Source organism: Streptococcus sp. HMSC10A01 (assembly GCF_001807785.1).
Classification (GTDB): Bacteria; Bacillota; Bacilli; order Lactobacillales; family Streptococcaceae; genus Streptococcus; species Streptococcus gordonii.
The window spans coordinates 606,582-627,885 of sequence record NZ_KV790983.1; the positions used below are offsets into that span (position 1 = coordinate 606,582).

Below are 21,304 nucleotides of genomic sequence, written 5' to 3' on the forward strand. Positions count from 1 at the left end.
CGGAAGTCTTTAAAAGGAAAAACATATCGAAAATGGACAGGTCGGTTATCAATGTCTAAAATGTCTCACGCCTGTGAAGACCATGGTCAAGCCATATTTGTCCGCAGCTTCGATGGATTCTTGGTCGCGGACGGAGCCACCTGGTTGGATGATGGCCTTGATACCGGCTTTGGCGATTTCTTCCACGTTATCGGCAAATGGGAAAAAGGCGTCGGAAGCAAGTACAGCACCATCAAGACGATCTTTGGCTTGGTCAATGGCAATACGGACTGAAGCCACACGGTTAGTCTGACCTGGGCCAACACCAAGTGTCATGTGGTCGTTGGTCACGATGATTCCGTTTGATTTGACGTACTTGATAGCCTTCCATGCGAACTCAAGAGCTGTCGCTTCTGTCTCGGTTGGCTGGCGTTTGGTCACCACTTGCCATTCAGCTGGGCTCTCTTTCACCACGTCTTGGTTTTGCACAAGAAGTCCACCGACAACACCTGTGTATTCTGCTTCCACTTCACTGGCATCTTGAGCATCAAATGGCAAGACAAGGATACGCAAGTTTTTCTTTTTGTTGGTCAAAATGGCTAGCGCTTCATCCGTATAGCTCGGTGCAATGATGATTTCAAGGAAGACGCCATGCATCTTCTCAGCTGTCGCAGCATCCACCTCACGGTTAAGGACGACAATCCCACCAAAGATTGAGACAGGATCAGACTCATAAGCATAATCCCAAGCAGTCTCGATGTCATCTGCTTGACCGATACCACATGGATTCATGTGTTTCAAAGCCACAACGGTTGGACGGTCTTTGAAATCACGAATGATACGGATAGCTGCATCCGCATCGCGGATATTGTTAAAGGACAATTCCTTACCGTTGAGCTGTTTCGCTGAAGCAATTGAGTAGTCTGTCGGCAAGGCTTTTTGGTAGAAGTCCGCATCCTGTTGAGGGTTTTCACCATAACGCATAACTTGCTTGAGATCATAAGTCAAGGTCAATTTTTCAGGCTTGCTTTCTCCGACTTGAGTAGTAAAATACTCTGCAATCAAGGCGTCATAAGCCGCTGTGTGGCGGAAAACTTTTGCTGCTAAACGTTGGCGAGTTTCGTAAGTAGTTTCGCCATTGGCTGACAATTCTTCAAGAACTACAGCATAATCAGCAGGGTCTACCACAACTGTTACACTGGCATGGTTTTTAGCTGCTGAACGAAGCATAGACGGCCCGCCGATATCGATATTCTCCACCGCATCAGCGTATGTCACATCTGGTTTGAGAATTGTTTCCTTGAAAGGATAGAGATTGACCACCACAAGGTCAATAAGCTCAATATTATTATCTTTAGCCGCCTCTAAATGGCTATCGAGATCACGACGAGCGAGGAGCCCACCGTGGATATTCGGGTGCAGGGTCTTGACACGACCATCCATCATTTCTGGGAAGCCAGTCACGTCGTCAATAGCAATGGTCTCTACCCCAGCACTATCGAGGACAACCTTGGTCCCACCTGTTGAGATGATATCCCAACCAAGTTTTTTGAGTTCTTGGGCAAATTCAACAATGCCCGCTTTGTCTGAGACGCTGATTAAGGCGCGTTTAGTCATTTTCTTTCCTTTCCTTGTATCTTTCACATCATTTAAACTAAAGACTGGCGATCATAGTCTGTAATCTGATTCCCAAGTTCTTGCAATAATCTTCTTACCTCAAGCTTACTTGTTTCACTTTCATACACGCTTCGCAGTTATGCATCTGTTGCACCAATCAGGGTTACAAATTCTACTTTTCCATGCGGAGTGTCTAGGGGCTTAGCTAGATTATCGCGAGCAGTCAGAAAACCTGTCAACTTTGATTTTTGCTGGGCATCAATTCCTACCGTTTGCTTGGTGTAAATGTATTCTTCTGGTAAAACAACTTTACCCGTTTTAAAAATATATCTTGCCACATATTGCAATAAACCGCAGCCATTTTTGATTTCTTCTTCGTCATTATCTGATTTCTTTAACTTAAAAGTCAATTCAATCCCATAACCACTGTATTCTGGATCTGAGCTTTCCTTTGTATATAATTCTGACAAGCCATAGCCAACAAAATGCCAAAATCCCCCCGCATCATAAACACTGATACCATCAAGAGGATCTGGACCACCAAACATATATTTAATAAGTGTTCCATAATGCCGAGGATTGGGTTGATCAGGATAGAGACGATCAAATTCTGCATCAATGGCTTCCCATCCTGGAGCGCTATCATCTGTATTATCAGATTGAATAACAGTCTTGTCTCCATCTTCAATCGGCTTTTCCTCACCGGAAGATTTCTTCTTAAAAAAATCAAATAAACCCATAAATTCTCCTTAGCTAAGATTCTTACTCATGATTTACCAACTCCTAATAGAGGTAGTTTTTGAAGAGGGCTTTAACCCTTCCAAAAAGCATTTCAGACTTCCTTCCTATCGTCTCTCCACTCCCAAGCTATCCAACACCTCTGGATACAACTTGTACTCTGCCTCATGAATGCGAGCTTCAAAGCTTTCGATGGTATCATCAGCTAGTCGTGGCACACGGACTTGTTTGATGACCTTGCCTGTATCCACACCCGAGTCCACCCAGTGAATGGTCACGCCGCTCTCAGCAACCCCAGCATTCCAAGCGTCCTCAATCCCATGAGCTCCTGGAAATTCGGGCAGGTAGGCTGGATGAATGTTGATAATTCGACCTTCATAAGCTGCCAACAAGGTTGGCCCAACGATTTTCATGTAGCCGGCGAGGCAAACCAAGTCAATCTGGTGTTCTTCCAAGAGTTCGACAAGGGCTGCTTCATAGTCTGCCTTGTTCTCAAACTCCTTTAGTTCAAAAGCATAGGACAGAATGCCAAGCTTGTCTGCACGCTCGAGCACATAGGCGTCACGATGGTCTGAAAAGACAAACTCTACCGGAAATTCTTCGGCAATCACCTGAAAATTTGAGCCATTACCAGAGGCAAAAACCGCTATTTTTTTCATTTGATGATGACACTTTCGTTTTCTTTCTTGACGATGCGACCAATTTCATAGACTGGTTCATCCAGCAATTCTTTGACACGGCCTACATTTTCAGGGCTAACTGCCAACATGAGTCCAACACCCATATTGAAGATTTCAAACATTTCTTCATGCTTGATTTCACCGTATTTTTCAAGAGCTTTGAAAATCGGAAGCACTGGAACCTTGCTTTCCTCAATCTCTGCAGCCAAGTCATCTGCAAACATACGTGGGACATTCTCGATAAAACCACCACCTGTGATGTGGGCAATACCGTTGACCAGCTCTTCCTTGATGAGAGGCAAGACAGCCTTGACATAGATACGAGTCGGCTCAAGAAGGACTTCCTTAAGTTTCTTGCCTTCCAATTCTGGCAAGACTTCCTCACCTGTATAGTCGGCAAAGACGCGACGCACAAGTGAGTAACCATTGGAGTGAATCCCACTTGAAGCAAGCCCGAGAAGAACATCTCCTTCCGTCACTTTTGAACCATCAATAATTTGAGATTTTTCAGCCACACCGACTGCAAAACCAGCCAAGTCATAATCATCTTCACCGTACATACCAGGCATTTCAGCCGTTTCTCCACCGATAAGAGCGGCGCCTGCCTGCACACAACCTTCTGCTACACCAGCAACCACTTGTTCTAGCTTGGCTGGTTCATTCTTGCCAGTCGCGACATAGTCAAGGAAATAGAGGGGCTCCGCACCTGCAGCGATGATGTCATTGACACACATGGCCACACAGTCCTGACCAATGGTATCGTGCTTGTCATACTTGATAGCTAGCATCAACTTGGTACCAACACCATCTGTACCTGAGATCAAAACAGGCTCTTTGACACCTGTTTTTGAAAGGTCAAACATACCACCGAAGCCACCCAAAGCTCCCATAACCCCTGCACGCTCCGTACGAGCCACATGTTTTTTGATTCGTTCAACTACTTCATACCCCGCTTCAACATCCACACCAGATTGAGCGTATGCATTCTTATTTGTCATTTAGTCTCCTCTTCCTTTTGTATAATGGAAAATCTCATCCGTCTATTTGTAAAAACTCGTCTTTTCTTCCAAACTTCTACGATATTCTTCTTCATAGTCGTAGAGAGGAGTTGGGTAGTCGCCGTCAAAGTAAGCGACACAGAGACCACCGTTTGGCGCATCTGTTTCAATCCCGATAGAGTTAATCAAGCCATCAATAGAAAGATAGGTCAGGCTATCCGCACCAATGATTTGGCAGGTTTCTTCAACGGTATGATTGGCAGCAATCAGCTCCTGCCGCGTCTGGATATCAATCCCGTAAAAACATGGATAAGCTAGCGCTGGACTGCCAATAGCAACGTGAACCTCAGACGCCCCTGCTTCTTTCAAGAGCTGAACGATACGGCGAGAGGTTGTCCCCCTAACAATGGAATCATCAATCATCACCACACGTTTGCCTTTGACAACGCCTGAAACAGCTGACAGTTTCATCCGCACCCCTTGCTCCCGCAATTCTTGAGTTGGCTGGATAAAGGTGCGTTGTGTATATTGGTTTTTAATTAATCCCATTTCGTTTGGCAGACCAGATTCTTCCGCAAAGCCCATGGCTGCGCTTAGTGAAGAATTCGGAACACCGACTACGATATCCGCCTCATGTTTGAATTCACGCGCCAATTGAGCCCCCATTCTCTTGCGGGCTGTATGGACGTTGACACCATGGATATTGGAGTCAGGACGCGCAAAATAGATATACTCCATAGAGCAAATCGCCAACTGGGTATCATTCGTATAACTATCGTACTGGATGCCACTGTCATCAATGATGACAATCTCCCCTGGCTTCACATCACGAATCCACTCAGCACCAATCACTTCAAAAGCACAAGTTTCAGAAGAAACCACAACTGCTCCATTGCTCATTTTCCCAATAGAAAGCGGACGGAAGCCATTTGGGTCAAGCGCCGCAATCAACTTGTCTTCAAAAAGTAGAATATAAGCAAACCCACCTTTGACAAGACTGAGTGCTTCTTTAATTTTACCCATTAGACTAGGATTATGACTACGACGAATCAAGTGAGCCAAGATTTCAGAATCAGAGGTTGAGCTGAAAATAGCGCCTCTTTGTTCCAATTCTTTCTTTAGAGATTCTGCATTAGTTAGGTTCCCATTATGAGCAAGTCCAAACTGCATATCATGAAAGCGAAAAATGAAAGGCTGGATATTATCCGCAGAAGCTTCTCCTGCAGTCGCATAACGAACGTGCCCAATCGCACTCGTTCCAGTCAGTTTATCCAAATTAGCTGGATTTCTGAACACTTCTGATAGAAGTCCCATATCACGATGGCGCTTTAGTTGTCCCTGGTCATTGGAGAGGATTCCTGCCCCCTCCTGACCGCGGTGCTGAAGACTATGGAGCCCAAAATAGGTCAATTTAGCCGCATCCGGATGTCCCCAAATACCGAAAACACCACATTCTTCATTAAGTGACTTTACTTCGTATGTCATTTTTTTACCTAAATTCTTTTATCCTGAAAAGGGAGAAAACCTGATCTGACAGACCAAGTAGACTCCTTTTTGATTACTTTCTATTACAAGCCAGTGTTATCTTGACCCGCTTGGAAATAACGAACGGCACTTTCAAACAATTTCTGGTCTTTCTGGCCTGGAATATTTTGGAAAAGACCATCTTCATAACGTTCTGAGTGTCCCATCTTACCGATGATTTGACCATTCTTGCTAGTAATTCCTTCGATGGCATTAACAGAACCATTCGGATTGTACTTAGAGTCCATACTTGGTTTGCCGTCAAAGTCAACGTATTGGCTAAAGATTTGACCATTGTCACGGAGCTCCGCGAATTCCTCGGCCGTCACGACAAACTTCCCTTCACCGTGCGACACTGGGATGGCATGGATATCTCCTACTTGCACGCCAGCCAACCATGGTGAGTTGGTATTGGCAATTCGAGTTTCCACCATCTTGGCCACGTGCTGATTGGCATCATTGTAAAAGAGAGTTGGGCTACTAGCACCTGCATCTTCAAAGTTTCCGTAAGGAAGAAGTCCAGATTTGACTAAAGCCTGGAATCCATTACAGATACCAATGATGAGGCCACCACGACTGATGAAAGCATCAATGGCTTTCTTAACCTTCTCGTTGAGCAGGATGTTGACGATAAACTTAGCTGACCCATCTGGCTCATCTGCAGCAGAGAAGCCACCTGCAAAGAAGATAATATTTGCCTTGTCAATATTGTCAACCATTGCGTCAACAGACTTGACAATAGCTACTTCATCCAAAGTAACAAAGGGAACTAGATTAACCTTTGCACCAGCTGCTTCAAAGGCCTTAGCTGAGTCGTATTCTGAGTTTGTTCCAGGAAAGACTGGTATGTAAACCAGTGGCTCAGCTACTGTATCCTTGGCTTTTATCACTGTATCAGAGACTAGTGCAGGGACATCCTCTAAAACTTTAGATTGTTCAAATTCAGTTGGGTAAACTGCTTCTAACTTTCCTTCAAAAGCATTGAGCACATTTAAACCATTTATGTCAATATCGTTTACGGTCAATGTAAACAATTGAGTTGTTTGTCCAATCTTAGCTACATTTGGAATATCCTCTTTAGATGTAAAGACAAAGCCACCTAGCTGACCAGTTAAACAAGTTGACAGATCTGTTAAGTTTACTTTTGCTCCTATACGATTCCCCAGACTCATAAGAGCTAAGCTTTCAAGTACTCCACCATATTTAACTGCTGATGCCGCACTGATTTTATGTTCTTTTTGAAGACTTGTAAACTGTGTAAAGTTTGCCTTTACAGTCTCGAAATCAATTTCTTGAGATAGGGCTGGTCCTGGGATATAGTAAATCCATTCTCCCACTGCTTTAAATTCTGGAGACAGGACTTTTCGACTATCTGCAGTTGTTACACCAAATGCAACAAGAGTTGGAGGCACTGTCAACTCTTCAAAAGTACCTGACATAGAGTCCTTACCACCAATAGATGGAAGGCCTAGCTGAATCTGTGCTTCAATAGATCCTAAAAGGGCAGATACGGGCTGACCAAAACGTTCAGCTTTCTTATCCATCCGCTCAAAGTACTCTTGGTATGAGAAACGAGCCTTAGACCATTCTCCACCAGCGGCAACTAATCGGGCAGTTGCTTCGATCACAGCATATGCTGCTCCATGATAAGGTGACCATTCAGCCAAATACGGATGGAAACCTTGAGCTATTACAGATGCAGTATTCGTAAAACCAGACTGAACAGGTAGTTTTTGAACAGAAGCTTCTGTTGGAGTTATTTGATAACGACCTCCCAGAGGATGATTGACAGTTGAACGTCCTACAGAACTGTCAAAAATCGTCTGTAAACCTTTTTGACTAGTATGGTTGAGATCAGATAGAAGAGATAATAGGTCTGTTTCAAGACTTTCAGCTGATGTTGTCCTTTCTTCAGGTAGCTTGACATCCTTGTCAACCACCTTGGCATCGACTACAACACGAACGCCATTTGTATCAAGGAAAGAACGCTCCAAGTCGACAATTGTTTCACCATTCCAGTGCATAACCAGATTTGGTTTTTCAGTCACTTTCGCAACAACAACAGCGTCAATATTTTCTTTGTTACATTCCGAAACAAAGGCATCCACATCCTCAGGACGAACAACAACAGCCATCCGTTCTTGTGATTCAGAGATAGCGATTTCTGTTCCATTGAGCCCTTGGTATTTAAGAGGTACCTTATCAAGATTGATTTCAAGACCATCTGCTAATTCACCAATAGCTACACAGACACCACCAGCTCCAAAGTCATTTGATTTCTTAATCAGTCGAGTCACATTTCCATTACGGAAAAGGCGTTGAATCTTGCGTTCTTCAATGGCATTCCCTTTTTGAACTTCAGCACCAGCAGTCTCTACAGATTCTACAGTTTGCACCTTTGAAGAGCCTGTTGCGCCACCAACTCCGTCGCGCCCTGTCTTTCCACCTAATAAGATGACCACATCACCCGCTACTGGTTTTTCACGAACAACATTTTCTTTAGGAGCCGCTCCGACAACCGCTCCAAGCTCCATCCGCTTAGCTACAAAACCTGGGTGGAAGTACTCACGGACATAAGTTGTTGCCAAACCAATTTGATTACCGTAAGAAGAATAGCCATGCGCTGCTGTTTTAGAAATGATCTGCTGAGGAAGCTTTCCAGCTCGCGTTTCAGCAATCAGCTGGGTAATATCGCCCGCACCAGAAATCCGCATTGCTTGATAAACATAAGAACGACCAGAGAGTGGATCACGAATAGCTCCACCAATACAAGTCGCAGCGCCACCAAAAGGCTCAATTTCTGTTGGGTGGTTGTGGGTTTCATTTTTAAACATCAGCAGCCATGGTTCTTTCACACCATTGACATCCACTTCAATTTCGACTGAGCAGGCATTGATTTCATCAGAAACTTCCATATCATCTAGACGGCCATTGGCTCTTTCGTAGCGGCCAAAAATAGTCGCCATATCCATGAGAGTCTGCGGTTTTTCCCCACGTCCCAACTCATTGCGCATAGCCAAGTATTTATCATAAGTAGCCTGCAATTGTTTTTCAAACTTAGAAGCTGAAAAATCAATCGTTTTTAACTCAGTCTCAAAGGTTGTATGGCGACAATGATCAGACCAATAAGTATCTAGGACCTTTAGCTCTGTCTCTGTTGGCACGCGCCCAATGGATTTGAAATAATCTTGAATGAATAAGAGATCGTCAACTTCCATAGCCAAACCTTGTTCAGACTTGTAGAGCAAAAAATCTTCTGCCGTATAGTTTTCAAAGAAATCTAGATTTGGAATTTCCTTGTCAGAGCTTGAAAATTCCTGAGGACGGAGGCCTGAGAGAATATCTTTAAAGCGAGAATCCACAGGATTTAGAAGATAACGCTTAATCGCCTTCAGTTCATTGGCATCAATATTTTTGTTGACTAAATAAAGTTGAGCTGTATTTACAATTACATTGCTATCACTGCCCAAGAGCAATAAAGCCTCCTGAGCGCTAGCTGAGCGTTGGTCAAACTGACCCGGCAGAGCTTCGATAGCAAAAAACGCTGTTTCTGCAAGTGCAACCTCTACTTCCTCTTCTGTCAGCAATCTATCTGTTACTTGCTCAGAAAAAATATGTTTTTCAGCCCGAGTATACAAGTCTTCTGCCAGATGAAAAACATCGTAAACCTGAATTATACGAAGATCTGATAATGTTTTTAACTGGAGATTATATATCAGCTCTTTCATTAAACTCTGTGACTTGATACCAAAGTTATTTTTCTTCTCTACAAAAATACGCTTGTCCATGACTTTTCACACCCGTCCTTACTTAATCGCCTGCAACTTCTCCCAAACAACTTGGTAAACATCCGTTAATTCACCAAGACCACGCCGGAAAACATCCTTGTCCATGTGGTGTCCTTCTGCGTCCCAGAGACGGCAGTTATCAGGTGAAAATTCATCTGCTAGAATAATTTTTCCTTCTTTGTCAAAGCCGAACTCTAACTTGAAATCAATCAATTTCAATCCAATTTGGCGGAACCAGTCTGATAAAAGCTCATTGATCCGACGAGTCTCCTCTTTCAAAAAGGCAATTTCTTCGTCGTTAGCAATCTTCAAGAATTTTACATGCTCATCATTGATGAAAGGATCGTCCAAATCATCATTTTTGTAGTAAAATTCCACAATCGGGGTCTCAAGTGCAATCCCTTCTTCTACTCCAAAACGCTTAGAGAAAGATCCTGCTGTATAGTTCCGAAGCACTACTTCTAATGGAATAATCTTTACTTTTTTGTTGAGTTGATCTGTATCTGAAATCTTTTCAATAAAATGCGTGGCTACACCCGCAGCATTCAGTTTTTCAAAAATAAATGATGAAATCTGATTATTGAGTACTCCCTTACCAACAATCTGTTCTTTCTTAACCCCATTAAAAGCGGTAGCTTGATCCTTATAATGTGCTACAATCACATCCTCATCATCTGTAGCAAGAATATCTTTGGCTTTTCCCGAATATATCAATTTATTTGACATTTTAATGTTCGCCTTTCGTAATTTTTATGCCTTCATTTTATCATACGAACTAGATATTTACAAGCTGTATCCGTATTTTGCGTCTAACTTCCATTGATTTTTTTATTTAAACTACCTTCCTTATCAAAATATAGAAAAAAGTAGGTCAAGGCCTACTTTGTTTTTTTCTCAATATATGCTACTACATCTGCAACACTGCATAGACGATCAATATCTTCATCTAAAATATCAATTCCAAATTCGTCTTCTAAAGTCAGAATAAACTCCATCATATCAACAGAATCCGCCCCAAGATTATCCTTAAAGCTTAATTCCGGAGTTACCTCAAAACTTTTACCTTGGCGTTCTTGAATGATAGATACGATCTTTTGGTAGATTGTTTCCTGCGTCATTGTGTTTCCTCCTTTGAGAATTCTGTAACTGATTTACCAACCACATCAGTATGTAGCATTGTTCGAATTTGACGAATCGTACTGCAAACTGTTTTTGCATCACTTGAGCCGTGAGTCTTAACAACTGGCGCTTTTAGACCAAATAATACGGCTCCTCCAGCATCAGAATAATCTAGTCTAGATTTTAGTTCCTTCAGGCTATCTTTTAAAAGCAAGGCACCCAACTTGGCCTTGAGACCACCACCTAAAATACTCTTCTTAAGCTGCCCCATAATGCTGAGCGCTGTTCCCTCAATAGACTTTAAGACTGCGTTTCCGGTGAATCCATCTGTCACTATAACATCAGCTACACCATTCATCAACTCACGCGCTTCCACATTTCCAATAAAATTAAGAGAGGAATCTGCAGCAAGTAGTTCATAGGTCTCCTTACGTAAAGGATCACCCTTGCTACTTTCTGTCCCGTTGTTCAAAAGACCTACACGTGGTTTCTTAATTCCTCTCACACTCTCAGCATAAAAAGATCCTAACTTGGCGTACTGATACAAATGATGAGCGGTATTTTCTGCATTTGCTCCTAAATCCAGCATATCAAATCCCTGACCATCAACGGTTGGTAGAGTTGACAACAGACCTGGTCGATCAATGTTTTTAATACGGCCTACAATAAAGAAGCCTGCCGCTAAAAGTGCACCTGTATTCCCAGCAGAAAGAACAGCATCTGCTTCTCCTGCTTTAACAGCCTTAGCAGCTAAGACCATACTAGAGTTCTTCTTTTGACGAATGGCCTTGGTTGGCTCATCATCAGAATTAATCTTTTCATCTGTGTGGACAATGCTAACTCGCTCACTTGCAGTCAGATACTGCTTGATCTTGGCCTCATCTCCATATAAAATCAGCTCGATATCTGAAAACTCTTGAAGAGCTTGATTAGCTCCTTCTACCAAGGCCTGAGGGGCAAAATCGCCTCCCATAGCATCAATGGCAATTTTTTTCATATTGACTCCTTATTTTCTTTATCTTTTAAAATACTTCCCCAGTCTCCTAGAGAATCAATGAATTTCTTTGATTTCAAATGAATTCCAACATAATCGTCGTAAATTTGATCTATAAATTCGCGTAGTTGTTGTTTAATTTCTGCTTTTAGTGAAATAGTTTCCAGAGTGCTATATTCTACTGCCTGAAATTGATCAAGTAAAAATGGGATATTGGGATGAAGATGACAGCGACGATCGTCTTCATGATAGTGGTCTGGACAGAGGACACCATTGAATTTAAAGGAAAAATCAAAAGGTAATCCAGTTCGGTGACAAAAGATACATTCGTGGAAATTTAGAGAAACACCAAAACGTGACAAAATCTGAACTTCAAAAATATTTGTCAAAATCTCATGGTCTAAACCGTCTTCCATTAACTCCAAGGTTTTTGTCAGGAAAGCAAAAAGAGTTGCATCTGCTTGATTGTCCTGAATACTAGCGTCTGCCAAGGCAGCTACATAGGTCGCATAGGCCATGATGAACAAATCGCTATTAATTCGAGTAAAAGGCTGGACATCCTGATAATCCTGAATATAACTCAGACCATCATCGTTCACTTTCATAAGCAAATTTGCCAAGGTAAGGGGCTGAATAACAGGACTCAGCTTAGAGTTGGTGGCATGTTTCACGAAAAACATACGTTTGCCAGCCTGTTCTGTAAAGATTTTTACTAATTTGTCGTCTTCACGAAAGTTTCGATTATAGAGTACTAGCGCTTTACTCGTGATGGACTGCATCATATTCTTCCATGTACTCCTTGAGTCGCTTCATAGCCTCTTGAATGACCTCCATACTAGCTGCATAAGAAAGCCGAATATAGCCTTCCCCATACTGGCCAAAAGCTGCACCTGGAATAAAAGCAACAGCTTTTTTCTCAGCAAAATCTTTTAGAAAAGCGAACGAATCCTGCGTAAATCCATCCGGAATCTTAGCAAAGATATAAAAAGCACCGTCTGGTTTTATAATTTTAAAGCCCAGGTCCCTCATCTTTTCCAAGATATAATCTCGCCTTATGATGTATTCCTTCTTCATAGGAAGAGCGTCGTCTTTTCCAGCTGATAAGGCTTCTACCCCTGCAAATTGGGCCATAGTATTTGCAGCTGTTACCAAATATTGGTGGCTCTTGATGATCTGAGCGGTAAACTCAGCAGGCGCAAAGATAAAGCCTAATCGCCAACCAGTCATAGCATGAGATTTGGAAAGACCATTGATAACAATGGCTTGCTTAGGTAGGTACTGACCGATGGAAACATGAGCCTCTTCTCTGTAAGTCAACTCCGAATAAACTTCATCACAGACAACAAAGACTGGATATTTACTCAACACTACTGCCAATTCCTGGATTTGCTCCCTAGAATAGGTCACACCAGTTGGATTGGCTGGATAGTTCAGGATGACAGCCTTGACTTTTTCACCTTGCTCCAAAATAGCCTTTTCTAGCATTTCAGGGGTCAAGACAAAATCATTTTCTGTTGTATCAATCTCGACAATTTTAGCTCCTACAAGATTAACAATCGGCTCATATCCTGGATAAGCAGGTGCGGGAAGTAAAACAACATCTTCTTCTTCTAAGATAGCTGTCAAGGTTGCAGACAAAGCTTCTGTTGCACCAATAGTCACCAACACTTCGCTTTCTGGTTTATAGTCTAAATTATATTTTTCTTTGACAAACTCGCTCGCTGCCTGTCTTAGCTCAAGCAAACCACTCATACCGGTATAATGACTCTGATCGGCATCAATGGCAACCTTAGCCGCTTCTTTTACATGGTTCGGAGTTGTAAAATCTGGCTCACCTAAAGTTAGGCGTAAAACCCCGGGAATACTTGATATGGACTGATCAAACTGACGAATCATCGATACTTCAATTTTATCTAAATTCTTATTAAAACGTTTCGTTAAATCCATACATTGCCTCCGTATCTTTATCTTTTCAAATATTATACTACAAATAAAAGACCGTCGCAAAAACTGACTGTAATCACACAAAAGGAAAAAGATTGCAGCTCAAGCCCAATCTTGTATCCTTTCTTTATTGTTCTTCGCTTTCATCATCAAAATAGCGAATCAAGTTCTTTTCTGTCAAAATATCTGAGTAAGTATAAGATTCTACATAAGTACTTGCAGAGTCTCCAGCTGGAACATTGTCATTTGTATATTCTACTATAAATAAAGAAGGATAAACCTCAATCAAACGTCCTTTTTTATCCTTTTGACGCTTCCGCCCATTTTCCAGAGTCATCTCGACAATCTGCCCCTCATGTGCCTTGATGTCTTCTTTAATTTTTTTCATTTTTGCTACATCTGTAAATGCATCACTCATTTTATACTTCCTCCCTTTTAGAAATACTTGAGAACTTGTTGTATTCTTTTTGGAAAATCAATTCTACCGTACCACGCGCACCGCTACGGTTTTTCTCGATAATAACTTCCACCTTGTTATTTGGAATACCTTCTTCTTCCTCGCCAGCACGATCATAATAATCATCCCGATAGAGAAAGGCTACGATATCCGCATCCTGCTCGATAGATCCAGATTCCCGGATATCAGACAGCACTGGCCGTTTATCTTGTCGTTGCTCTACTCCACGAGAGAGCTGACTCAAGGCGATTACTGGTACTTTTAACTCTTTTGCTAAAATCTTCAGCTGACGAGAAATTTCTGATACCTCTTGCTGACGATTTTCGCGTCCGGTTCCTGTGATCAACTGCAGGTAGTCAATCAAAATTAGGCCTAAATTGCCTGTTTCTTGAGCCAACTTTCTCGCCCGCGAGCGAATTTCTGTAATCCGAATCCCTGGTGTATCATCAATATAAATGCTGGCTTGTGCCAGATTTGCTTGAGCGATGGTTACTTTCTGCCATTCTTCATCGCTTAGTTGTCCTGTACGGATAGAATGCGAATTGATAACTCCTTCAGAAGCCAACATCCGGTCTACCAAGCTCTCTGCCCCCATTTCCAAAGAGAAAATAGCGACAGTCTTATCTAGTTTGGTCCCAATATTCTGAGCAATGTTAAGGGCAAAAGCAGTTTTTCCGACCGCAGGACGTGCTGCCAAAATGATCAATTCTTCCTCATGTAGACCTGTGGTCATCTTATCCAACTCAGGATAGCCAGTCGCAATCCCTGTGATATGAGAAGTTTGTTGAGAACGAACCTCCAAGTTTTCAAAGTTGATATTCAAGATATCTTTGATGTTTTTAAAACCACTACGGTTAGCATTCTCACTGACATCAATGAGCGCCTTCTCCGCACCAGCAATAATTTCATCTGCTGGGCTGGCTCCATCGTAAGCTTGATTGATAGAGTCTGTCAACCGAGCAATTAAGCGACGCAAAATAGCTTTTTCAGCTACGATTTTAGCATAATATTCTGCATTGGCAGAGGTCGGAACTGAGTTAACCACTTCAACCAAATAGCTGAGTCCACCAATGTTTTGTAAATCATCCTGGCTATCCAGAATATTGCGAACGGTAGTGGCATCAATTGCATCACCACGATCAGCCAAATCAATCATGGCCTTAAAAATCAAGCGATTGGCATACTTAAAGAAGTCAGCTGGCTCGATATATTCACGAACGAAAACGAGCTTGCTCTCATCAAGAAAAATAGCTCCCAGAACAGACTGCTCAGCTAAAATATCTTGAGGCTGTGCTCGTAATTCATCAATCTCTGCCATAAAGAACTCCTCTCTCCCCTACTTACTTATCCTTCCTTGACACGCAGATTGATGACACCTGTGATGTCTTGGTAAATCTTCACTGGAACATCGATCAGACCTACTGAACGAATCGGTGAATCCACTTTGATATTGCGTTTGTCCAACTTAATACCAAATTGTTTTTCTAACTCTTCTGCAATTTTTTTGCTGGTAATAGAGCCAAACGTCCGACCATCTGGACCAACTTTTTCAGTAAATTCAACCAAAGTTGCTTCTTCTGCTAATTTAGCCTGAATCGCTTGAGCTTCAGCAACTAATTCAGCATGGGCTTTTTCTTCAGATTTCTGTTTCCCCCGTAACTCACCAATAGCCTGAGCAGTTGCTTCTTTCGCTAAATTTTTCTTAATCAAAAAGTTTTGAGCATATCCTGTAGGAACTTCCTTTACTTCCCCTTTTTTCCCCTTACCTTTCACATCTGCTAAAAAGATTACTTTCATTCTACTATCTCCTCTTCTTTTTTGATAACTTCATCAATAATTTCTTGGTTTAATTTCCGGGTAACCTCTGCAACCGTTAGATCTTTAATCTGAGCAGCTGCTAGATTAAAGTGGCCACCACCACCCATATTTTCCATAATACGTTGGACATTAATCTTACTGCGACTTCGAGCTGAAATCGAAACATAACCTTGAGTATTTTTACTTACAACAAAGGTTGCCTCAATACCTGACATAGCAAGCATGGTGTCCGCCGCCTTACTGATTGCGACCGTCTGATAACTCTTATCTTCTGGTCCACTAGCTACAATGACGTTTGGTAATATCTTATTTCCTCGTAGGATCAGCTCGTTGACCGCCCGATATTCATCAAAATCAGTTGCAGAAATATCTTGAATGGTCACACTATCACTGCCCCGTGTCCGTAAATAACTAGCCACATCAAATGTCCGACTAGTAACGCGAGATGTGAAATTCTTAGTATCCAACATCATTCCAGCCATCAAAACACTGGCTTGCATCTTACTTAATCTATTTTTCTTAGAATTTTGGAACTGAAGCAATTCCGTCACAAGCTCACTAGCACTGCTGGCTCCACTTTCAATATAAGTAATGACAGCATTTTCTGGGAAGTCATCATCCCGTCGATGATGATCAATTACAATAGTCTGATAAAACTGTTTATAAAAATCCTTAGATAGGGTCAAGCTGAGCTTAGAATGGTCAACCATAATGAGTAAGGAGTTTCCCGTCACCATCGTCATAGCTTCTGCAACAGTTACCAAATTAGTCTGACCTTCGTCTTGGAGTTTATTGACAGCTCTCTCAATATCTGCAGCCATTTGATACTGATCATAGACAACATACGTCTTATCAATTAAATTGCTTGCAAAAAGTTGCATTCCAACTGCCGAACCCAAGGCATCCATATCCAAATTCTTATGACCTACAACAAAAACTTGATCAACACTACGGATTTTATCCGAAATAGCTGTCATCATGGCCCGAGTACGTGTACGTGTACGTTTCACAGCTGCAGCAGAGCCACCTCCAAAGAAGATAGGATTCTTGCCATCAGCATTTTCTTTTACAACAGCCTGATCTCCTCCACGAACCTCAGCTAGGTTTAGATTTAACAAAGCCGTTTTACCAATTTGATCGTGGTCCCCATCCCCATAAGCAAAGCCCATACTGAGAGTCAGAGGAATTTCACGATTCTTGGCCTCGATTCTAAATTGATCAATAACTGAAAATTTATCCTGCATTAATTGATCTAGTACTGTAAAATCTGTAAACAGATAAAAACGGTCCATACCTACACGACGATAAAACATCCGATGGCGATCAGAGAATTCTGCAATGTAATTGGCAACAAAACTATTAATCTGGCTGATATCGGAATCTGATACAACATCTTCTAAATCATCATAGTTATCAACAGATATGATACCAATAACAGGTCGTGTAGTTGCTAATTCTGCAGTTGCATCATACTCATTAGAAGCATCAAAAAAGTAGAAAACATTAGAGGAACGATCCAGATAAATCGAATATTTCTTGTCACCAATTGTCATGTAGCGACCAGAACCTTCTAAACCTGTCTCCATCATCTGCTGTAGCATTTGTGTATCAAAATCCCCATCTTCTGTTGTACAAAGCAACTCAGCATAGGGATTAAACCACTCAACTTCGCCAGTTTCTTCTTTAATTTTAATAACTCCAACGGGCATTTTGTCTAGTAAAGACGCCAAACTATTTTCTGCATGGTGATTGACATACTGAATTTGTTCAAATTCAGCTGTTTCAAAAAATTTTTGTTGATAAATTAGAAGGGAAACCAAAAAGGCCACCACCAAGAAGGTAGCAAGCAAAACAAGCGTTCCTTCACCAAACGCTCGCAGTAAAACTGCTAAGATTCCAAAAGAAATAACGCCCAGCATTACAAAGTGAATTGGGGCAAAATGAAATTTTTTCATCACAAACCTCTTATCCGCCATTTTACCATAAATTCAAGAAAAAAGCGAGTTTCTACTGGTTCTAAGCTTATTTGTGATGTTTAAACTTTTTGTAAACTTAGTAATTATTTCTCGATGGATTGCATCATCCTCTAGTTAATTGTTTGTTGTCATAGTTGTAAAACAATTTTACAGCAAAGTAAACATATTGGTTACTCCACTCAAGAAAGCTAGTTATTTAGTCATGTTTAATAATTAAAAGTTCTTTTTTCACAAGCTTTTAAACTCAATCCATATCAGGCGAATATTATTTACACTATATTTACAATATTGTAAATATAGTGTAAAAACCACGTTTTTTATTAAACGTGGTTTTGTTTTTCTTTATTTTTTGAAATACTACGTGCTTTTCCTTCCAAATAAACCATCAAAATAGAAATATCTGCTGGATTGACACCAGAAATACGACTCGCCTGACCAATTGTTTCTGGATTGATTTTCTTAAACTTCTGTCTTGCTTCTGTCGCAATCGAATCAATATCATCCCAGTCAATATTAGCCGGAATGCGCTTGTCTTCCATGCGCTTCATCTTTTCAACCTGATCAAGAGCTTTGGAAATATAGCCTTCATACTTAATCTCTGTTTCAATTAGCTCGATAATCTTTTCATCAAGCTCCTCTGCCGCCGGACCAATGAACTGAACCACATCCTGGTAAGACACTTCCGGACGTCGCATAAATTCTTTGGCAGTTACTGCATCTGTCAGAGGCTTAAAGCCAAGCTCTTCTACCTTAGCATTGGTTTCCTTGACAGGTTTTAGCTTGATGGATTCCAAACGCTTCATTTCATTGTCAAATTGATTCTTTTTAATCTCGAAACGAGCCCAGCGCTCATCATCTACCAGACCAATTTCTCGCCCCATCTCTGTCAAACGCATATCGGCATTGTCATGGCGGAGAATCAAACGGTACTCAGCTCGGCTAGTCAAAAGTCGATAAGGTTCTACGGTTCCCTTGGTGACCAAATCATCAATCATGACTCCAATGTATCCATCACTGCGCTTCAAGATTAACTCCGGCTTACCTTGGATTTTCAAGGCCGCATTAATCCCAGCGATAATCCCTTGACCTGCAGCTTCTTCATAGCCAGAAGTCCCATTTGTCTGACCTGCTGTAAAGAGACCTGAAATTTTCTTGGTTTCCAAGGTTGCCCGCAACTGGTGAGGCATAATCATATCGTACTCAATGGCATAGCCTGTCCGCATCATTTCGGCATTTTCTAGACCCTTGATAGAGTGAACCAAGTCCTTCTGCACATCTTCTGGCAAACTAGTTGACAGCCCTTGCACATAAACCTCTTCTGTATCACGACCCTCAGGTTCTAAGAAAAGCTGGTGGCGTTCCTTGTCCGCAAAACGGACAATCTTATCCTCAATTGACGGGCAATAGCGAGGACCCACACCCTTAACGATACCTGAAAACATAGGAGCACGATGCAGGTTATTTTGAATAATTTCATGACTTTCTGCATTGGTATAAGTCAACCAGCAAGGCACTTGATCTTTCACATAGTCTTCATCACGAGATGTGTAAGAGAAATGATTGGCTTTTTCATCACCTGGCTGAATCTCAGTCACGTCATAATTGATAGATGACGCCTTAACACGTGGAGGAGTTCCAGTTTTAAAACGACCAATTTCAAATCCTAGGTCACGCAGATTATCTGCCAAAGGAATTGCTGCTAAGCTATGGTTTGGACCAGATGAATACTTGAGATCACCAATAATAATTTCTCCCCGCAAAGCTGTTCCAGTCGTAACAATGACGGCTTTAGCTGCATACTCCTGATGAGTTGCCGTTTTAACCCCAATGACCTTACCATCTTCTACCAAGATTTCATTAATCATGGTTTGCCGCAAGGTCAGATTTTCTTGATTTTCAACAGTCTTCCGCATTTCTTTGGAATAAAGCTCTTTATCTGCCTGCGCCCGAAGAGCCCGAACAGCGGGTCCTTTACCAGTATTGAGCATTTTCATCTGGATATAGCTCTTGTCAATATTCTTGGCCATTTCTCCACCCAATGCATCTACTTCACGGACAACAATCCCTTTAGCAGACCCTCCAATAGAGGGATTACAGGGCATGAAAGCCAGCATCTCAATATTGATGGTTGCCAAAAGAACCTTACAACCCATTCGACTAGCAGCTAAAGAAGCCTCAACTCCAGCGTGCCCCGCTCCAATCACGATAATATCATAACTTTCAGTAAAATTGTGTGACATTTCTTTTTCCTTCGTTTTTTTCACCAAAAAAGGCCAAGTCTCCAGAAGTGCAGGACAAAAAAGCCTGCAACATCCATGAGCTTTGACCATCATAGGTATTGCTTATCTTATTGTAGCAAATTAAGCTAAATTGTCAATCTAAATGTACTGCAAGACTTGACCATTCTTATAAGCTCTGTCAATTAAGCCTCCACCTAAGCACTCATCCCCATCATAGAAGACGACTGCTTGACCTGGTGTAACTGCCCTTTGAGGCTGATCAAAGTTGACAACCGCCTTGTCACCCTTTACAGTAACTGTCACCTTAGAATCTGGCTGACGGTAGCGAAACTTAGCTGTACATTCCATTGTAAATTCTTCTGGCATTTCTTTTGTGAAATGAACCTGACTAGCGTCAAGGCTGGTTGACATTAAATTGTCATGGTAAAATCCCTGACCAACATAAAGAATATTTTGGCTGAGATCTTTTCCGACTACAAACCAAGGTTCATTATCACCACCATGCTGACCACCAATTCCAAGACCACCTCGCTGGCCAATAGTATAATACATCAACCCAGCATGCTGGCCCATATCTCGGCCTTCCAAGGTCATCATACGACCTGGCTGAGCGGGTAAATATTGACTCAGAAATTCTTTAAAATTCTTCTCACCAATGAAGCAAATACCTGTCGAATCTTTTTTCTTGGCCGTAGCTAAACCAGCTCTTTCAGCAATTGCTCGAACTTCTGGCTTTTCTAAATGCCCCAGAGGGAACATGGTTTTTTGCAGTTGTTCCTGTGACAGTTGGCTTAGGAAGTAAGTCTGATCCTTATTGTTATCCTTACCACGTAACATATGTACTAGACCATCTTGGTCTCTCTTCACCTGAGCATAGTGACCCGTTGCAACATAATCTGCACCTAGTGTCAAGGCATAGTCAAGGAAAGCTTTAAACTTGATTTCCTTGTTACACATGACATCTGGATTTGGAGTCCTACCAGCTCGGTATTCCGCCAAGAAGTATTCAAAAACGCGATCCCAGTACTCTTTCTCAAAGTTGACAGAGTAGTAAGGAATGCCAATCTGATCTGCAACAGCTGCTACATCCTTGTAGTCCTCTGTGGCTGTGCAGACACCAAATTCATCCGTGTCGTCCCAGTTTTTCATGAAGATACCAATTACATCGTAACCTTGCTCTTTTAAGAGCAAGGCAGTTACTGATGAATCGACACCTCCGCTCATACCAACAACGACACGAGTCTTAGAGTTATCACTCATTGTGTTCTCCCATCTTTTCGTTATTTCACGATTGAAGGTCGTGCTGTGCTTTCAACGATTGAAGGTCGCTTGAGCAAGCTCTATTATAGCACGAAATTTTTATAAGAACAAACAAATAGAGAATGCTTCCTTCTACTAGCCAAGTTTACTTTTTGTAAAGAATGTTTACAAT

At 41.8% G+C, this 21,304-nt stretch carries 16 protein-coding genes and 1 pseudogene; all 17 read right to left on the minus strand.

Going from position 1 to position 21,304, the window contains the following annotated elements:
* Positions 1-48: 48 nt before the first annotated feature.
* The 17 genes and pseudogenes from purH to mnmA all read right to left on the minus strand — a co-directional run bounded on the left by purH (position 49) and on the right by mnmA (position 21,156).
* Positions 49-1,596 carry a bifunctional phosphoribosylaminoimidazolecarboxamide formyltransferase/IMP cyclohydrolase gene (gene purH / locus HMPREF3108_RS09955; RefSeq protein ID WP_048777307.1) on the minus strand — a complete coding sequence of 516 codons (1,548 nt, stop codon included), beginning with the start codon at positions 1,594-1,596 and terminating at the stop codon, positions 49-51.
* 32 nt (positions 1,597-1,628) lie between these two features.
* Positions 1,629-2,336: pseudogene (locus tag HMPREF3108_RS09960) on the minus strand (suppressor of fused domain protein).
* Positions 2,337-2,441: 105 nt separating this feature from the next.
* Positions 2,442-2,993, minus strand: a complete 552-nt coding sequence (gene purN, locus HMPREF3108_RS09965; protein WP_048777306.1) for a phosphoribosylglycinamide formyltransferase — start codon at positions 2,991-2,993, stop codon at positions 2,442-2,444.
* Positions 2,990-4,012, minus strand: a complete 1,023-nt coding sequence (gene purM, locus HMPREF3108_RS09970) for a phosphoribosylformylglycinamidine cyclo-ligase (RefSeq protein WP_048777305.1) — start codon at positions 4,010-4,012, stop codon at positions 2,990-2,992. The genes purN and purM overlap by 4 nt, the downstream gene beginning before the upstream one ends.
* Positions 4,013-4,054: 42 nt before the next feature.
* The gene (gene purF, locus HMPREF3108_RS09975) at positions 4,055-5,497 is read right to left on the minus strand and encodes an amidophosphoribosyltransferase (RefSeq protein WP_048777304.1); all 1,443 of its coding nucleotides are present in this window, start codon (positions 5,495-5,497) and stop codon (positions 4,055-4,057) included.
* Between the two features lie 83 nt (positions 5,498-5,580).
* Complete coding sequence (locus tag HMPREF3108_RS09980; RefSeq protein WP_048777303.1) at positions 5,581-9,324, minus strand: phosphoribosylformylglycinamidine synthase; 3,744 nt, start codon at positions 9,322-9,324, stop codon at positions 5,581-5,583.
* An 18-nt stretch (positions 9,325-9,342) separates the two neighbouring features.
* Entirely contained in the window at positions 9,343-10,050 is a 708-nt protein-coding gene (purC, locus tag HMPREF3108_RS09985) for a phosphoribosylaminoimidazolesuccinocarboxamide synthase (protein WP_048777302.1), read from the minus strand.
* A gap of 152 nt (positions 10,051-10,202) precedes the next feature.
* Positions 10,203-10,442 (minus strand): acyl carrier protein, encoded by a 240-nt coding sequence (locus HMPREF3108_RS09990; protein WP_008808067.1) that lies wholly within the window; start codon positions 10,440-10,442, stop codon positions 10,203-10,205.
* Positions 10,439-11,440 carry a phosphate acyltransferase PlsX gene (plsX, locus tag HMPREF3108_RS09995; protein ID WP_070494431.1) on the minus strand — a complete coding sequence of 334 codons (1,002 nt, stop codon included), beginning with the start codon at positions 11,438-11,440 and terminating at the stop codon, positions 10,439-10,441. The genes HMPREF3108_RS09990 and plsX overlap by 4 nt, the downstream gene beginning before the upstream one ends.
* Positions 11,437-12,219: a DNA repair protein RecO gene (gene recO, locus HMPREF3108_RS10000; RefSeq protein WP_070494433.1), complete on the minus strand. Its 783-nt coding sequence runs from the start codon at positions 12,217-12,219 to the stop codon at positions 11,437-11,439. Before recO ends, plsX begins: the two co-directional genes overlap by 4 nt.
* A complete protein-coding gene (locus tag HMPREF3108_RS10005) occupies positions 12,197-13,384 on the minus strand; it encodes a pyridoxal phosphate-dependent aminotransferase (protein WP_048777298.1) in 1,188 nt (395 codons plus the stop codon). The genes recO and HMPREF3108_RS10005 overlap by 23 nt, the downstream gene beginning before the upstream one ends.
* 124 nt (positions 13,385-13,508) lie before the next feature.
* Positions 13,509-13,799, minus strand: a complete 291-nt coding sequence (locus HMPREF3108_RS10010) for a Veg family protein (RefSeq protein WP_011999582.1) — start codon at positions 13,797-13,799, stop codon at positions 13,509-13,511.
* A 1-nt stretch (position 13,800) separates the two neighbouring features.
* On the minus strand, positions 13,801-15,156 hold the full coding sequence (dnaB, locus tag HMPREF3108_RS10015; RefSeq protein ID WP_008808062.1) for a replicative DNA helicase: 1,356 nt from the start codon (positions 15,154-15,156) through the stop codon (positions 13,801-13,803).
* Between the two features lie 26 nt (positions 15,157-15,182).
* Positions 15,183-15,635 (minus strand): 50S ribosomal protein L9, encoded by a 453-nt coding sequence (gene rplI / locus HMPREF3108_RS10020; RefSeq protein ID WP_011999581.1) that lies wholly within the window; start codon positions 15,633-15,635, stop codon positions 15,183-15,185.
* Positions 15,632-17,611 carry a DHH family phosphoesterase gene (locus HMPREF3108_RS10025; protein WP_048777297.1) on the minus strand — a complete coding sequence of 660 codons (1,980 nt, stop codon included), beginning with the start codon at positions 17,609-17,611 and terminating at the stop codon, positions 15,632-15,634. Before HMPREF3108_RS10025 ends, rplI begins: the two co-directional genes overlap by 4 nt.
* Before the next feature lie 341 nt (positions 17,612-17,952).
* Positions 17,953-19,872, minus strand: a complete 1,920-nt coding sequence (gene mnmG / locus HMPREF3108_RS10030; RefSeq protein WP_048777296.1) for a tRNA uridine-5-carboxymethylaminomethyl(34) synthesis enzyme MnmG — start codon at positions 19,870-19,872, stop codon at positions 17,953-17,955.
* A 138-nt stretch (positions 19,873-20,010) separates the two neighbouring features.
* Positions 20,011-21,156: a tRNA 2-thiouridine(34) synthase MnmA gene (mnmA, locus tag HMPREF3108_RS10035; protein ID WP_223354086.1), complete on the minus strand. Its 1,146-nt coding sequence runs from the start codon at positions 21,154-21,156 to the stop codon at positions 20,011-20,013.
* Positions 21,157-21,304 lie beyond the last annotated feature (148 nt).

Coding starts and splice junctions, on each gene's coding strand:
- purH (WP_048777307.1), bottom strand. CDS start 1,596: ATGACTAAACGCGCCTTAATCAGCGTCTCAGACAAAGCGGGCATTGTT.
- purN (WP_048777306.1), bottom strand. CDS start 2,993: ATGAAAAAAATAGCGGTTTTTGCCTCTGGTAATGGCTCAAATTTTCAG.
- purM (WP_048777305.1), bottom strand. CDS start 4,012: ATGACAAATAAGAATGCATACGCTCAATCTGGTGTGGATGTTGAAGCG.
- purF (WP_048777304.1), bottom strand. CDS start 5,497: ATGACATACGAAGTAAAGTCACTTAATGAAGAATGTGGTGTTTTCGGT.
- HMPREF3108_RS09980 (WP_048777303.1), bottom strand. CDS start 9,324: ATGGACAAGCGTATTTTTGTAGAGAAGAAAAATAACTTTGGTATCAAG.
- purC (WP_048777302.1), bottom strand. CDS start 10,050: ATGTCAAATAAATTGATATATTCGGGAAAAGCCAAAGATATTCTTGCT.
- HMPREF3108_RS09990 (WP_008808067.1), bottom strand. CDS start 10,442: ATGACGCAGGAAACAATCTACCAAAAGATCGTATCTATCATTCAAGAA.
- plsX (WP_070494431.1), bottom strand. CDS start 11,440: ATGAAAAAAATTGCCATTGATGCTATGGGAGGCGATTTTGCCCCTCAG.
- recO (WP_070494433.1), bottom strand. CDS start 12,219: ATGATGCAGTCCATCACGAGTAAAGCGCTAGTACTCTATAATCGAAAC.
- HMPREF3108_RS10005 (WP_048777298.1), bottom strand. CDS start 13,384: ATGGATTTAACGAAACGTTTTAATAAGAATTTAGATAAAATTGAAGTA.
- HMPREF3108_RS10010 (WP_011999582.1), bottom strand. CDS start 13,799: ATGAGTGATGCATTTACAGATGTAGCAAAAATGAAAAAAATTAAAGAA.
- dnaB (WP_008808062.1), bottom strand. CDS start 15,156: ATGGCAGAGATTGATGAATTACGAGCACAGCCTCAAGATATTTTAGCT.
- rplI (WP_011999581.1), bottom strand. CDS start 15,635: ATGAAAGTAATCTTTTTAGCAGATGTGAAAGGTAAGGGGAAAAAAGGG.
- HMPREF3108_RS10025 (WP_048777297.1), bottom strand. CDS start 17,611: ATGAAAAAATTTCATTTTGCCCCAATTCACTTTGTAATGCTGGGCGTT.
- mnmG (WP_048777296.1), bottom strand. CDS start 19,872: ATGTCACACAATTTTACTGAAAGTTATGATATTATCGTGATTGGAGCG.